This is a genomic window from Rhodococcus sp. IEGM 1305, from assembly GCF_030058635.1.
GTDB lineage: Bacteria > Actinomycetota > Actinomycetes > Mycobacteriales > Mycobacteriaceae > Rhodococcus_F > Rhodococcus_F opacus_D.
Map to the genome: position 1 here is coordinate 1 of NZ_JASHKX010000068.1, position 13957 is coordinate 13957.

12 protein-coding genes are annotated in these 13957 nt (G+C 68.7%); 5 read left to right on the top strand and 7 right to left on the bottom strand.

Annotation, left to right across the window (positions count from 1 at the left end; translation table 11 throughout):
- Together QM693_RS37150 and QM693_RS37155 are read left to right on the top strand one after the other, a co-directional pair.
- A partial coding sequence (locus QM693_RS37150) for a dihydroxy-acid dehydratase domain-containing protein (RefSeq protein WP_283354804.1) occupies nt 1–1274 on the top strand: 1274 nt, incomplete at its 5' end.
- A gap of 323 nt (nt 1275–1597) precedes the next feature.
- Nucleotides 1598–3133, top strand: coding sequence for an amino acid permease (locus QM693_RS37155; protein WP_005240375.1), 1536 nt, complete (start codon nt 1598–1600; stop codon nt 3131–3133).
- A 70-nt stretch (nt 3134–3203) separates the two neighbouring features.
- Here QM693_RS37155 and QM693_RS37160 read toward each other — a convergent pair whose 3' ends face one another.
- Nucleotides 3204–4073, bottom strand: a complete 870-nt coding sequence (locus QM693_RS37160; RefSeq protein ID WP_280781776.1) for a DoxX family protein — start codon at nt 4071–4073, stop codon at nt 3204–3206.
- A gap of 98 nt (nt 4074–4171) precedes the next feature.
- On the opposite strand from QM693_RS37160, the gene QM693_RS37165 reads away from it, so the two are divergent.
- Nucleotides 4172–5320 (top strand): PQQ-dependent sugar dehydrogenase, encoded by a 1149-nt coding sequence (locus QM693_RS37165; protein WP_280781722.1) that lies wholly within the window; start codon nt 4172–4174, stop codon nt 5318–5320.
- Nucleotides 5321–5395: 75 nt separating this feature from the next.
- On the opposite strand, the gene gatB is transcribed toward QM693_RS37165, so the two are convergent.
- The 4 genes from gatB to QM693_RS37185 form a co-directional block, all read right to left on the bottom strand.
- Nucleotides 5396–6907, bottom strand: a complete 1512-nt coding sequence (gatB, locus tag QM693_RS37170; RefSeq protein WP_283334824.1) for an Asp-tRNA(Asn)/Glu-tRNA(Gln) amidotransferase subunit GatB — start codon at nt 6905–6907, stop codon at nt 5396–5398.
- 42 nt (nt 6908–6949) lie between these two features.
- The gene (locus tag QM693_RS37175; RefSeq protein ID WP_009479670.1) at nt 6950–7981 is read right to left on the bottom strand and encodes an ATP-dependent 6-phosphofructokinase; all 1032 of its coding nucleotides are present in this window, start codon (nt 7979–7981) and stop codon (nt 6950–6952) included.
- Nucleotides 7982–8077: 96 nt separating this feature from the next.
- Nucleotides 8078–8740 (bottom strand): response regulator, encoded by a 663-nt coding sequence (locus QM693_RS37180; protein WP_105413066.1) that lies wholly within the window; start codon nt 8738–8740, stop codon nt 8078–8080.
- 9 nt (nt 8741–8749) lie between these two features.
- Complete coding sequence (locus tag QM693_RS37185) at nt 8750–9946, bottom strand: sensor histidine kinase (RefSeq protein WP_283354805.1); 1197 nt, start codon at nt 9944–9946, stop codon at nt 8750–8752.
- A gap of 139 nt (nt 9947–10085) precedes the next feature.
- On the opposite strand from QM693_RS37185, the gene QM693_RS37190 reads away from it, so the two are divergent.
- A complete protein-coding gene (locus QM693_RS37190; protein ID WP_283354806.1) occupies nt 10086–10727 on the top strand; it encodes a hypothetical protein in 642 nt (213 codons plus the stop codon).
- The gene (locus QM693_RS37195; RefSeq protein WP_283354807.1) at nt 10724–12175 is read left to right on the top strand and encodes an alpha/beta-hydrolase family protein; all 1452 of its coding nucleotides are present in this window, start codon (nt 10724–10726) and stop codon (nt 12173–12175) included. Before QM693_RS37190 ends, QM693_RS37195 begins: the two co-directional genes overlap by 4 nt.
- Here QM693_RS37195 and gatA read toward each other — a convergent pair.
- Both gatA and gatC read right to left on the bottom strand, forming a co-directional pair.
- Complete coding sequence (gene gatA / locus QM693_RS37200; protein WP_105413070.1) at nt 12172–13653, bottom strand: Asp-tRNA(Asn)/Glu-tRNA(Gln) amidotransferase subunit GatA; 1482 nt, start codon at nt 13651–13653, stop codon at nt 12172–12174. The genes QM693_RS37195 and gatA overlap by 4 nt on opposite strands.
- On the bottom strand, nt 13650–13949 hold the full coding sequence (gene gatC / locus QM693_RS37205; RefSeq protein WP_283334828.1) for an Asp-tRNA(Asn)/Glu-tRNA(Gln) amidotransferase subunit GatC: 300 nt from the start codon (nt 13947–13949) through the stop codon (nt 13650–13652). The genes gatA and gatC overlap by 4 nt, the downstream gene beginning before the upstream one ends.
- Nucleotides 13950–13957: the final 8 nt, after the last annotated feature.

Below are 13957 nucleotides of genomic sequence, written 5' to 3' on the forward strand. Positions count from 1 at the left end.
GCCCGACGTGCGGGTCGTGCTCGGGCATGTTCACCGCGAACTCGATGAACTGCCTCACCGAGGCGCTCGGTCTGGCGTTGCCGGGCAACGGTTCCACGCTGGCCACCCACGAGGCCCGTCGCGCGCTGTTCACCCGCGCGGGCACCACCGTCGTCGAAGCCGCCCTGCGGTACTACCGGGACGAGGACGACTCCGTCCTCCCCCGCAACATCGCGACGCCCGCCGCATTCCGCAACGCGATGGCACTGGACGTCGCAATGGGCGGTTCCACCAACACGGTCCTGCACACCCTCGCGGCCGCGCAGGAGGGTGAGGTCTACGACTTCGACCTCGACAAGATCGACGAGATCAGCCGCAAGGTGCCGTGCCTGTCGAAGGTCTCCCCCAACTCGGACTACCACATGGAGGACGTGCACCGAGCGGGCGGAATCCCCGCCATCCTCGGCGAACTCCGCCGGGCCGGCCTGCTCGAGAGCGACGTGTCGACGGTGCACACCGAGAGCTTCGACGAGTGGCTCGACACGTGGGACATCCGGTCCGGCAAGGCATCCGACGAGGCCGTCGAACTCTTCCACGCCGCACCGGGCGGTGTCCGCACCACCGAACCGTTCTCGACGAACAACCGCTGGTCGTCGCTCGACACGGACGCCGCCAACGGCTGCATCCGCGACTTCGAGCACAAGCACACGGTCGAGGGCGGCCTGGCAGTGCTGCGCGGCAACATCGCCGTCGACGGCGCCGTCATCAAGACGGCGGGCATCGACGAAGACCTGTTCCACTTCCAGGGGCCCGCGCGCGTCGTGGAGTCGCAGGAAGAGGCGGTGTCGGTGATCCTCGGCAAGAAGATCCAGCCCGGTGAGGTCCTCGTCGTGCGTTACGAGGGTCCCGCAGGCGGCCCGGGCATGCAGGAGATGCTGCACCCCACCGCATTCCTCAAGGGCTCCGGCCTCGGGAAGAAGTGTGCGCTGATCACCGACGGCCGATTCTCCGGCGGTTCCTCGGGACTGTCCATCGGCCACATCTCCCCCGAGGCCGCCAGCGGCGGCGCCATCGGCCTGGTGGAGGACGGCGACCAGATCCTCATCGACATCGCGACCCGCACGCTGAAACTCCTCGTCGACGACGCGGTGCTCGCCGAGCGCCGGGCGAAGATGGAGTCGTCCGAGCGTCCGTGGCAGCCGGTGAACCGCGAACGCACCGTCACCACCGCCCTGCGGGCGTACGCCGCGCTGGCCACGTCCGCCGACAAGGGCGCGGTCCGTCAGGTCCCCTGACATACCCGCACCGCGCACCGAACGGACACGAAGCCGGGTGCCGCAGCAGGAGCTTCCTGCCGCGGCACCCGGCTTCCGTCGTCGGTGCGACGACGGATTCCGTCTCGGATGTGACCGCGCTCACGGGTGATCAACTCGCTCAGACGGCGACACCCGAGAACAGGTTCTACTGATCGAATTGATCAGTTGAGCCCGGGCTTCTTGCACACGGCGCTCAGTAGTGGTTCCCTCAGTTGGCCGTTGAGACCTACATCACAATCGGCAGCACCACCGGAACATCTCCGGCCCACGAGGCCATCGGGAATACAACCAAGGAGCGACACATGCCAGGAGTCGGCATTTGGCGAACGAAATCCGTTGAGCAATCGATAGCGGACACCGACGAACCCGACACCCGGCTGCGGAGGGAACTCACCGCGAAGGACCTCACCGTCTTCGGTGTCGCCGTCGTGATCGGCGCCGGCATCTTCACGCTCACCGCCCGGACTGCAGGCAACGTCGCCGGGCCGTCCATCTCGCTCGCCTTCGTCCTCGCCGCCATCGCGTGCGGCCTGGCCGCCCTCTGCTACGCCGAGTTCGCATCCACCGTCCCCGTCGCGGGCAGTGCGTACACGTTCTCCTACGCCACCTTCGGCGAGTTCGTCGCCTGGATCATCGGCTGGGACCTCATCCTCGAATTCGCCCTCGCGGCGGCCGTCGTCTCCAAGGGCTGGTCGCTGTATCTGGGTAACGTCCTCGGGTTCAGCGGATCCACCACAGCCCATCTCGGTCCCATCGACTTCGACTGGGGCTCGCTGATCATCGTCGGCGGCATCACGATCGTGCTCGCCATCGGGACCAAGGTGTCCTCGCGCGTGTCCGCCGTCATCACGGCCATCAAGATCGCCGTCGTCCTCCTCGTCATCGCCGTCGGCGTCTTCTACATCAAGAAGGAGAACTACGCCCCGTACATTCCGCCCGCCGAGAGCAACGAGAGCGCCGCGCAGGGTGTGCACCAGACCCTCTTCTCCTTCCTCTCCGGAGCGGACGGCAGCAGCTACGGCTGGTACGGCCTCCTCGCCGCAGCGAGCCTCGTCTTCTTCGCCTTCATCGGATTCGACGTCGTCGCCACCACCGCCGAAGAGACCAAGAACCCGCAGAAGGCGCTCCCCCGCGGTATTCTCGGCTCGCTCGCCATCGTCACCGTGCTCTACGTCGCCGTCACCCTCGTGCTCACCGGCATGGTGAAGTACACCGACCTCAAGACCGGTAGCCCGCTCGTCGGCGACAGCAGCGCCACCCTCGCGACCGCCTTCGAGGCACACGGCATCACCTGGGCCCAGACCGCGATCAACTTCGGCGGGCTCGCGGGCCTCACCACCGTCGTGATGGTGATGATGCTCGGCCAGACCCGCGTCCTGTTCGCCATGTCCCGCGACGGACTCGTGCCCCGCGGTCTCGCCAAGACCGGCAAGAACGGCAGCCCGGTCCGCATCACCCTGTTCGTCGGCGCCGTGGTCGCGCTCCTCGCCGCCTTCTTCCCGATGGGCACGCTCGAGGAGATGGTGAACATCGGCACCCTCTTCGCGTTCGTCCTCGTCTGCATCGGCGTCATCATCCTCCGCCGTACGCGTCCCGACCTGCCCCGCGGATTCCGCGTTCCGCTGGTCCCGCTCGTCCCCATCCTCGCCGTCCTGGCCTGCGGATGGCTGATGCTGAACCTGTCGGTCGAGACCTGGATCCGGTTCCTCGTCTGGATGGCCCTCGGCGTCGTCGTCTACCTCGCCTACGGCCGGCGCAAGTCGGTCCTCGGACAGAAGCTCGCCGCCCAGGCCGGCCCGCCCGAGGAGGAGAACATCCCGGAACTCGTCCAACGCTGATCTCGAACGAAAACGACTGCGCCGCACTCCCGATCCGGGGGTGCGGCGCAGTCGTGTATGCACGAGACGCTCAGATGAGCGGGTTGGCACCGTTCAGGAAGATCCACACGCAGACACCGGCGGCGACGCCCAGGATCAGCGCCGCGAACGACCCGATGAACGGGCGCGTCGCCCAGCCCCGGCGGCCGTCGAGCGAAATGCGTCCCGGCCCGGTGAGAATGATCACGCCGGCGCACACACCCAGCAGCGTCTCGTACTCGGTGCCCGCGGGCGCGAAGTACTCGAGCCCCGGTTCCGCGATCTGCCGGAACGCCCACGCATTGATCATCACGGCCAGCACCGAGGCCGCGGCGAGCGGGGTGACGAGACCGAGGATGAGCAGTGCACCGCCCGCGACCTCACCGATGGCACCCAGAATCGCGAGCAGTTTCGCTTGCTGGAACCCCGAGTTCACGAGTACCTCTTCGAACCCGTCGAGTCCCGGACCGTTCCACATCCCCGTCAGCTTCTGCAGACCGTGCACGAGTGCCGTTCCGCCGACCGCGAGTCGCAGGGCCAGCAGTCCGAGGTCCAGGGTGCCGCGGCCGATCTTCACGTCGCCCTCGCCGATCCGGTCGGTCGACGGATCGCCCGCTGTCGCCCCGAGGGACGCGCCGGAACCCGCGCCGATCACCTGGGTCGGCTGGTCCGACATGTCGGACGCCCCCGACTGCCGGTACGCGGGGATCTGCTCGGTGGGGAGTCCCCCGCCGCGCGCATCGCCGTAGTCGAGTTCGTCGTCGGTGTGCGGCAGACGCTGCCCCGCGGAACCGGATGTCGGCGTGGCCGACGGAAAGCGCTCGGTGGGAAGGTCGTAAGGGCTCGAGACCTTGCCGTAGCCGGGTGAGGCGCTCTGGTCGGCAGCACCCTGGTCCGACGACTCGCTGGGGTCTTTCCGCATGTCAGTCACACCGTCAAGCCTAGGTCGACCGGCCGGACATCGCTGGTAGGCGGAACCGGCGTGGCGGCGACCTCGCACTCTTCCGTAACGTCTCCATCATGATGGTGGGTGGGCGGCGCCGCACGGCGTCCCGCAAGATGGCGATGTCCGCACTGTGCGTGACGGCGGTCCTCGCCGCCGGATGCGCGAAATTCGACGACTCCGCGTCCTCCCCCTTCACACCCGAGCCGACCGGTGCCTCGGGCGCCGAGGTGGAACCGGAGAACCCGCCGCCGTCCACGACGACCACCCCGCCGCCGAGCGGTCCGCTGGGACCGTGCCAGGATCCGGACCCCAGCGTGATCGCCACCTGCCTCGACACCACCGGCGGACTCGTCGTCCTCCCCGACGGGGCCACCGCCCTCGTCGCCGAGCGCCGGACCGGACGCATCCTGCAGGTCGCCCAGGGGCAGACCCCCAAGGAGATCGCGCACGTCGACGTCGACGGCAGCACGGACGGCGGACTCCTCGACATCGCGCTGTCGCCGAGTTTCGTCGAGGACAACCTCATCTACGCTTACGTCACCACCCCGACCGACAACCGGGTGGTGCGGATCGCACCGGGAGACTCCGCCAAGGAGGTTCTCGGCGGGATCCCGCGCGGCGGCGCGGGAAATGCGGGTTCGCTCGAATTCTCGGGCGACGAACTGATGGTCCTGACCGGCAACGCGGGCAACGCCGCCGCGGCCGCCGATCCGGCGTCCCTCGCCGGGAAACTGCTGAAGGTCACCGCCCTGTCACCCGCACCGACACCGGCGCAGCCGCGCCCTCAGGTGGTGCTGTCGGGCATCGGGACCGCCGGTGGCGTGTGCGTCGACCCGGGTGTGGCCGTGTGGGTCACCGATCGCACCCCCCTGGAGGATCGGCTGCTGCGGGTCAGCGCCGACGGAGCCGTGTCGTCGCCGGTATGGACGTGGCCGGAGCGGCCCGGCGTCGGCGGCTGCGTCGCCGCCGGTGACGTCGTGGCGGTGTCACTGAGCACCGCGAAGGCGATGTCCGCACTCGCTGCCGACCCCGGCACGGGAGCCGTCACCACCGCCCCCGGTGTCATCGTCCAGGACCGGTACGGCCAACTCGGCGGCGCCGCGCTCGGACCCGACGGTCTCATCTGGGTGAGCACCGTCAACAAGACCGGCGGTCAGCCCGGACCCAACGACGACCGCGTGATCAAGATGCCCCTGCCGTCCGGTGGCGGCGGATTCGACTGACGGCCCGCCCCGTCGAAACGAACGGGACGCTCGTTCGGTTGATCCGAACGAGCGTCCCGTTGGTGCAGAAGGGGTTCAGCCGCAGGCCTCGATGACCAGTTCCTTGACGCGGGCCGGGTCGGCCTGACCACGCGTGGCCTTCATCACGTCGCCGACGATCTTGCCCGCGGCCGCGACCTTGCCGCCGCGAATCTTCTCGGCGATGTCGGGGTTCGCGGCCAGAGCCTCGTCGACGGCCGCCTTCAGCTTCGTGTCGTCGCGTTCGACGACCAGCTCGGGGTGGTTCGCGACGACCTGCTCGGGGTCGCCCTCCCCCTCGAGCACGTGGTCGACCACCTGGCGGGCCACCTTGTTGTTGAGCTTCCCGCTGTCGATCAGCGCGACCACCTGCGCGACCTGAGCCGGCGTGATCGGCAGCTCGGCGAGTTCCACCCCGCGGGTGTTCGCCTGCTGCGCCAGGTACGACACCCACCAGGACCGTGCGGCCTCCGGGGAGGCGCCGGCCTCGACGGTGGCGATGACGAGGTCGAGGGCGCCCGCGTTGACGAGGTCGCGCATGACCTCGTCGGACACACCCCAGTCGGCCTGGATCCGGGCGCGGCGGACCCACGGCAGCTCGGGCAGGGTGCCACGCAGCTCCTCGATCCATTCCGCGCTGGGCGCGACCGGCTCGAGATCGGGCTCCGGGAAGTAGCGATAGTCCTCGGCGGTTTCCTTGCGGCGGCCCGGTGACGTGGTCCCGTCGGCCTCCTGGAAGTGCCGGGTCTCCTGGATCACCTCACCGCCGGCCTCCAGCACCGCGGCCTGCCGGCGCATCTCGTACCGGACCGCCACCTCGACGCTCTTGAGGGAGTTGACGTTCTTCGTCTCGGTACGGGTGCCGAGTTCGGTCGCCCCGATCGGCATCAGCGACACGTTGGCGTCGCAGCGCATCGAACCCTGGTCCATGCGGACGTCGGAGACGTCCAGCGACTTCAGCAGGTCGCGGAGCGCAGTGACGTACGCGCGGGCCACCTCGGGAGCGCGGGCACCGGCGCCGCTGATGGTCTTGGTGACGATCTCGACGAGCGGGACCCCGGCGCGGTTGTAGTCGAGCAGCGAGTGGCTGGCGCCGTGGATGCGCCCGGTCGCACCGCCGACGTGCAGCGACTTTCCGGTGTCCTCTTCCATGTGCGCGCGCTCGATCTCCACGCGCCACGTGGTGCCGTCGTCGAGGACGACGTCGAGGTAGCCGTCGGTGGCGATCGGCTCGTCGTATTGGGAGATCTGGTAGTTCTTCGGCTGATCCGGGTAGAAGTAGTTCTTCCGCGCGAACCTGCCCCAGGGTGTGATCGAACAGTTCAGTGCGAGTCCGATCCGGATCGCGGACTCGACCGCCGCCTCGTTCACCACGGGCAGCGACCCGGGCAGACCGAGGCACACCGGGCACACCTGCGTGTTCGGCTCGGCGCCGAACTCGGTGGGGCACGGGCAGAACATCTTCGTTTCGGTGCCGAGCTCTACGTGCACCTCCATGCCGAGAACAGGCTCGTACTTGGCGAGCACTTCGTCGTAGTCGAGGAGGTCCGGAGCGTCGACAGCAGTCATGCCACAGAGTTTATGCGTCCGGTGGTTCGCCGGAAAACGCGGTCAGCCGAAAAATGCGGCCGCCTCCTCGTACCGTTCCCGCGGCACCGTCTTGAGGCGCCGGGTCGCCTCCTCGAGGGGCACGAGGTCGATCGACGTGCCGTGCAGAGCCACCATGTTGCCGAAGTCGCCGCGGTGGACGGCATCGGTGGCGTGCACCCCGAAGCGGGTGGCGAGCACCCGGTCGTACGGCGTCGGGGTGCCGCCCCGCTGCACGTGCCCGAGCACCGTCGTCCGCACCTCCTTGCCGATGCGGCGGACGATCTCGTCGCCGAGCTGCTGCGCGACACCGGTGAAACGTTTGTGACCGAACTCGTCGATACCGCCCTCCCGCAGACTCATCGACTCCGGAGTCGGAGTGGCGCCTTCGGCGACGACGCAGATGAAATGCGAATCGCCGCGCTGGAAACGCTTCTTCACGAGGGAGCAGACTTCGCCGACGTCGAACGGGACCTCGGGAACGAGAGTGAGATGCGCACCGGTCGCGAGCCCCGAGTGCAACGCGATCCAGCCCGCATGCCGGCCCATCACCTCGACGAGCATCACCCGCTGGTGGGATTCGGCGGTGGTGTGCAGCCGGTCGATCGCATCGGTCGCGATGGACAGCGCGGTATCGAAACCGAACGTCACGTCGGTGCAGTCGATGTCGTTGTCGATCGTCTTCGGAACCCCGATCACGGGCACCCCGCTCTCGGCGAGCCAGCTCGCGGCCGTGAGCGTGCCCTCCCCGCCGATCGGGATGAGCGCGTCGATCCCGTTGTCGTCGAGAGTCTGCCGGATCTGGTCGAGGCCGGCCTTCAACTTGTCGGGGTTGACCCGCGCGGTGCCGAGGATGGTGCCGCCCCGGGTGAGGATGCGATCGATCCGGTCGTCGTTGGACAGCACGACCTTGCGATCCTCGAGCAGGCCGCGCCAGCCGTCACGGAATCCCACCACCGAGCTGCCGTATCGGCCGGCGGCGGTCCGAACCACCGCCCTGATCACCGCATTCAGTCCGGGGCAGTCTCCGCCTCCGGTGAGCATTCCGATCCGCATCCAAGCACCCCTCGTCGTCTCGTGTGGTGATGGTGGTTCTCATCACCCATCTTGCCGCTCGAACCGTGTTCAGGCACCTCGGACCGGCCGGTTCACTCACCCGGGTGTGACGAGACCGCTCTCGTACGCCAGGACCACTGCCTGAGCGCGGTCGCGCAGATCCAGTTTCGAGAGCACCTTGCCGACGTGCGTCTTGACGGTCTGCTCGGCAACGAACAGGCGCTCCGCGATCTCGGTGTTGGACATGCCGCGGGCGATGAGTTCGAGCACCTCGCGTTCGCGGGGCGTCAGCGCCGACAGCGCGGCTGGTTTTCGGCGCGCCGTGCTGCGGCGGCTGGTCACGTCGGCGATGAGACGCCGGGTGACGGTCGGCGCGAGAAGTGCCTCGCCGTCCGCGACCACCCGCACCGCACGGATGAGTTCCTCCGCGGGCGCGTCCTTGAGCATGAAGCCGCTGGCCCCGATGCTCAGCGCCTCGTACACGTAGTCGTCGACGTCGAACGTGGTGAGCATGAGCACGCGCACCGGCGGATCGAAACCGGCCGACAGGATGATGCGGGCCGCGTCGAGTCCGTTCATCTCCGGCATACGGACGTCCATCAGGACCACGTCGGGTCGCAGACGCCGGACCTCGCTCACCGCCACCGCCCCGTCCGGAGCGTCACCGATGACACTGATGTCGGGCTGTGAGGCGAGCAGGGCTCCGAAGCCCTGCCGGACCATAGCCTGGTCGTCGGCGATGAATACGGTGATGGCCACCCAGCCAGCCTAGGCGGAGGCGACCGGGAACTCGGCGTGGACCTCGAATCCGCCGTTGTCGTGCAAGTGGGTGGTGAGTACGCCCCCGACAGCCTGCGCACGCTCACGCATACCGATGATGCCGTTGCCACCGGTCGACTCGTGCCTGGTCAGTGCGGAGACGAGACTCCGCCTCGGCGGCCCGTTCACGATCGACACCGACGCGATCGGCGACTCGTACGCGATCTTCACCTCCACCGCGGCGCCCGCCGCGTGGCGGGCCGTGTTGGCGAGGGATTCCTGCAGAATGCGGTACATCACGAGCCCGACCGACTCCGACACGAGCGTCGGGTCGCCGTCGACGTGCCAGGAGACGGGAATGCCGGCCCTGCGGCTGCCCTCGAGCAGCTCGCTGATCTGCTGAACCCCGGGCTGGGGCGCGTGCTCGGCCAGCTGGCCGTCGCTGCGCAGCACTCCGAGCAGTCCGCGCACCTCGTTCAGCGCGGCACGGCCGGCGGCTCCGATCGATTCGAACTCGGCCCGCGTCTCGTCGGACATGTCGGCGATGCGGTACGGCGCGCTCTGCGCCTGCACCACGACCATCGACATGTGGTGCGCGACGACGTCGTGCAGGTCCCGGGCGATGCGCGCCTTCTCCTCGAGGACCGTCCGGCGAGTGCGCTCGAGCTCGCTCAGCTCCTCCTGCTGTGCGAGTTGCCTGCGCGAGAGCACCAGCCACCGGATCAGCAGGCCGAAGACGACGATCGCGGTCAGGCCCACCGCCCACCCGCGGCCGTTGGTGCCCGGGGTGTCGGCGAGGAAAAGCAGGACGGTGGAGATCCATGCCACACCGACGACCGGAATCGCGGCCCGCATGCTGACGGCGGCCAGCAGGGCGAGCATCACGAGGATGTGGACCACCTGCCACGGGTAGTCGTAGCCGCCCTGCAGTGCGAAGACGCGCGGAATCACCAGCGCCGAGATCGCGGAGACGGCCCAGGCCAGTGCCGGATTCGACCGGATGAGCAGGAACGGGAACGTCGCGAGCGCCGCCACGAACGGCTGGATGGGAGGACTGACCTGGTGGGTCAGCTGCAGCGTCGGCCACGCCACGGCGAACAGGATCGCCGTGACCACGACGATTGCCACGTTCAGCCACTGACCTTCGGCGGCTCTCCGGATGCGCGTCTTCGTCTTCACACTGTCGACAGTAGAAACCCTGGTCACGGAGTGTCCTCATACCCCGGGCCCATGTCGGCGTAGCCCCGGAGTATGAGATCGGGGCGCCCTCGCACCACGAAGCCAGGAATCGAACCGGTCTCCGGGGTGATGTGGCTGCGCAACACGAATTCATAACGTTCTCGTCATGCGAAAGACGGGGACACGGAGAACGACTTGGGCCGCGGTGGCGTGCGCCGCAACCGCACTACTGACCACGACAGGATTCGCAGGCACCGGCGCGGCGAGCACACCCCGGCACGAGAACGCCGCCGCCTCCGCCGCGGTGCACACCCTCACCGCACCGGCCGAGATCTCCGAGGACTCCATTCCCGCGGACTTCGCCGACGTGATGGGGTACACGCCGGTGCCGATCGACGGGATGCTCGCCAATCCCGGCGGGGACTGCTCGTCCCCCGTGCCGCTGCCCCTCGAGTTCGACACGTCGTGCAAGGCCCACGACCTCGGCTACGACCTTCTGCGGTACGCGTCACGGTCCGGCGAGGACCTGGGTCCCTGGGCGCGGCAGAGCCTCGACGCACAGCTGGATCAGCGCATGCACGCGGCGTGCGACACCCGCGCCGACGAGCAGGCACGGGCGCAGTGCTTCGTGATGGCGAACGTCGCGACCACCTTCGTCACCGGAAACAGCTGGCGCCAGGCCTATTCGGCACCGGTCACCGAATCCGGGCTCCCGTACGCACTGGCCGGCGGTGTCGGTGCCGCGCTCGTCGCGGGCGCGGCCTGGTCGATCCGCCGCCGCCCGCATCCGGTCGGAGCCGTCGCATGATCATCACCGCTCTGTCCGGTCCCGGACGGAGCACGGTGCACAGTCGCCCGCGCACGAAGCCGAATGCCCTGCGCCGCACACTGGTCACGACGATCCCGGTCTCCGCTCTCCCCCGCGTCTCCTCCACGATCGTCGTCACCGCCGTCACACTCGCCTCTCTCGCTCCCTCACTGCTCCCCCGGAGTGCGCTGACGCAGGCCCTGTTCACCGGCGTCCTCGCCGCGATCGGTTGCGGTTTCGTCGTCCTCGCCCGCCGCCTGCGGTACCTCGTCACCCGTTCGCGCAGCAACCACCCTCCGCGGGACTCGGTGCGTCTGCTGGTGCTGATCGGCGCCATGATCGTCGTGACCTTGGCGATCGTGCTCGCCGACCACTGGCAGGATTCGCTGCGCGCCGCCATGGGCATGCCGGGCATCGGGCCGGACCACTGGATGCAGGCGATCATCGTGGCTGCTCTGACGTTGCTGCTGTTCGCCGGCATCGGCAGCGTCGTCGGCACGGTCGCCCGACGTCTCGGCTGGATCGGCAGCGCCACCACCGCCGTCGTTCTCGCGACCGCACTGCAACTGGTCGCCGGACCGGCATTGTGGGGAATGATGTCGCGTTCCTACAGCGACTCCAACGCGCTCGTCGACGTGTCCCTGCACCGGCCGATGTCCGCCGAACTGTCCGGCAGCCCGGACTCCGCGATCAGCTGGGAGTCGCTCGGGCGCCAGGGACGACGGTTCGTGGCGGCGGGCGAGCAGTCGGCCGCCATCCGCACCTATGTGGGGATGGATTCGGCGCCGGACGTCGAATCGCGTGCGGCACTGGCAGTTTCGGAACTCGAGCGGGCCGGCGGATTCACCCGGTCCGCCATCGTCGTCACGGTGCCCACCGGCTCGGGGTGGATCGACGAGAACGCCGCCGAGGGATTCGAGGAACGCTTCGCCGACGACGTCGCCATCGTCGGCATGCAGTACTCGTACCTGCCGAGCTGGATCACGTTCGTGTTCGGGCGTTCCGCCGCAGACGAATCGGCGGCCGCGTTGTTCGATGCCGTCGCCGAGCGGATCGCCGACCTCCCCGACCTCCTGCGCCCGGCGCTGTACGTCTACGGTCAGAGCCTCGGATCCGTCGGCGGCAGTGCAATTTTCACCGACGCCGACCCACTGCGCGAGCGAGTCTGCGGCGCACTGTGGGCCGGCCCGCCCGCCGGCTCGGTTCTGACGGACGGGGCGACGGTGTTGGCGAACACATCCGACCCGGTGGTGTGGTGGTCCCCCGACCTGGTCCTGCACCGACCCGACCTCTCGCTCGCAGTACGCGATGCGCCGGTACCCCAATGGATTCCGGGCATCACGTTCCTGCAGACGAGTGTCGACCTGGTGTCCGCGCTGAACTTCGCAGCCGGCCACGGACACCGCTACGGCAGTGAGCAGGGCACCGCCCTGCCCGACTGCTCCTAGTTCGGCGAGCCGATCGGACCGCGTGCGGCCTCGTAGGCGGCACCGACGCGGTACAGCCGCTCGTCGGCCAGCGCGGGTGCCATGATCTGCAGCCCCACCGGCAGTCCGTCGTCCGCGGACAGTCCCGACGGAACCGACATCGCGCAGTGCCCCGCCAGGTTGGTGGGCAGCGTGCACAGGTCCGAGAGGTACATCGCGAGCGGGTCGCCGACCTTCTCGCCCAGCTTCCACGGGGTGAACGGGCTGGTGGGCGACACCAGGACGTCCACCTTCTCGTACGCCTTCTCGAAGTCCCTGGCGATGAGCGTCCGCACCTTGAGCGCCTGACCGTAGTAGGCGTCGTAGTAGCCGGACGACAGCGCGTAGGTACCGATCATGATGCGGCGCTTGACCTCCGGGCCGAAACCGGCGGCGCGCGTCGCGGCCATCACCTGGTCGGCGCTCATGTCACCCTCGTCGATGCGCAGGCCGTACCGCATCGCGTCGAAGCGTGCGAGGTTCGACGACACCTCGCTCGGCAGGATCAAGTAGTACGACGCGAGCGCGTACTCGAAGTTGGGGCACGACACCTCGACGACCTCGGCACCGAGTTCCGTGAGTTGCGCGACGGCGGCATCGAAAGACGAGATGACCCCGGGCTGGTAGCTGTCGGAGTGCAGTTCCTTGACCACACCCACCTTCACGCCCTTCAGGTTGCCACCGGCACCCTCACGCGCAGCCGCCACCACGGGACGCACGGGCGCGTCGATCGACGTGGAGTCGCGCGGGTCGTGCCCGGCGATGACCTCGTGCAGCAGCGCCGTGTCGAGGACCGTGCGGCCGCAGGGACCACCCTGGTCGAGCGAGGACGCGCAGGCCACGAGGCCGAAACGGGAGACCGTGCCGTACGTCGGCTTGGTGCCGACCGTCGCCGTGACGGCGGCGGGCTGACGGATCGAGCCGCCGGTGTCGGTGCCGATCGCGAGCGGGGCCTGCCGGGACGCGAGGGCCGCGGCACTGCCGCCGCCCGAACCGCCCGGGATGCGCGTGGTGTCCCACGGGTTGCGGGTGGGGCCGTAGGCGGAGTTCTCGGTGGACGAACCCATCGCGAACTCGTCGAGGTTGGTCTTTCCCAGGATCGGGATGCCGGCCTCGCGCAGTTTCTTCGTGAGCGTCGCGTCGTACGGTGCGATCCAACCTTCGAGGATCTTCGACGCGCACGTGGTGGGCATGTCGGTGGTGGTGAAGATGTCCTTGAGCGCCAACGGAACTCCCGCGAGCGGGGAGGCGGGTGCATTGCCTGCGGCGAGGCTGCTGTCCACTTCCTTCGCCGACACGAGGGCCTGCTCGCCTGCCACGTGCAGGAAGGCGTTCAGGTCACCGTCGACCGCGGCGATGCGGTCGAGATGCGCCTGGGTGACCTCGACGGACGACACCTCACGGCTGTGGATCTTCGACGCGAGATCTGCGGCGTCGAGAGTGGTCAGTTCGGCGCTCATTCGCCCTCTCCAAGGATCTGCGGGACAGCGAAGCGACCCTGCTCGACAGCCGGTGCGGCGGACAGCGCCTGCTCGGGAGTCAAGCCGGGAACGATCACGTCGGGACGGGTCACGTTGGTGACCGCGTTCGGGTTCGCCATCGGCGGAACATCCTCGGCGGGCACCTCGGTGACCACCTTCACGTGGCTGAGAATCGAGTCCAGCTGACCGGCGAACTCGTCGAGCTCGGCATCGGTCAGGGCGAGTCGAGACAGCCGCGCGAGGTGCGCGACCTCGTCACGGGAGATGGCAGGCACCGCGGGGC

Bases quoted from the DNA above. Each gene is read 5' to 3' on its own strand.
- QM693_RS37165 (WP_280781722.1), top strand. From the start codon at position 4,172: ATGATGGTGGGTGGGCGGCGCCGCACGGCGTCCCGCAAGATGGCGATG.
- gatB (WP_283334824.1), bottom strand. From the start codon at position 6,907: ATGACTGCTGTCGACGCTCCGGACCTCCTCGACTACGACGAAGTGCTC.
- QM693_RS37175 (WP_009479670.1), bottom strand. From the start codon at position 7,981: ATGCGGATCGGAATGCTCACCGGAGGCGGAGACTGCCCCGGACTGAAT.
- QM693_RS37190 (WP_283354806.1), top strand. From the start codon at position 10,086: ATGCGAAAGACGGGGACACGGAGAACGACTTGGGCCGCGGTGGCGTGC.
- QM693_RS37160 (WP_280781776.1), bottom strand. From the start codon at position 4,073: ATGCGGAAAGACCCCAGCGAGTCGTCGGACCAGGGTGCTGCCGACCAG.
- QM693_RS37195 (WP_283354807.1), top strand. From the start codon at position 10,724: ATGATCATCACCGCTCTGTCCGGTCCCGGACGGAGCACGGTGCACAGT.
- QM693_RS37155 (WP_005240375.1), top strand. From the start codon at position 1,598: ATGCCAGGAGTCGGCATTTGGCGAACGAAATCCGTTGAGCAATCGATA.
- gatA (WP_105413070.1), bottom strand. From the start codon at position 13,653: ATGAGCGCCGAACTGACCACTCTCGACGCCGCAGATCTCGCGTCGAAG.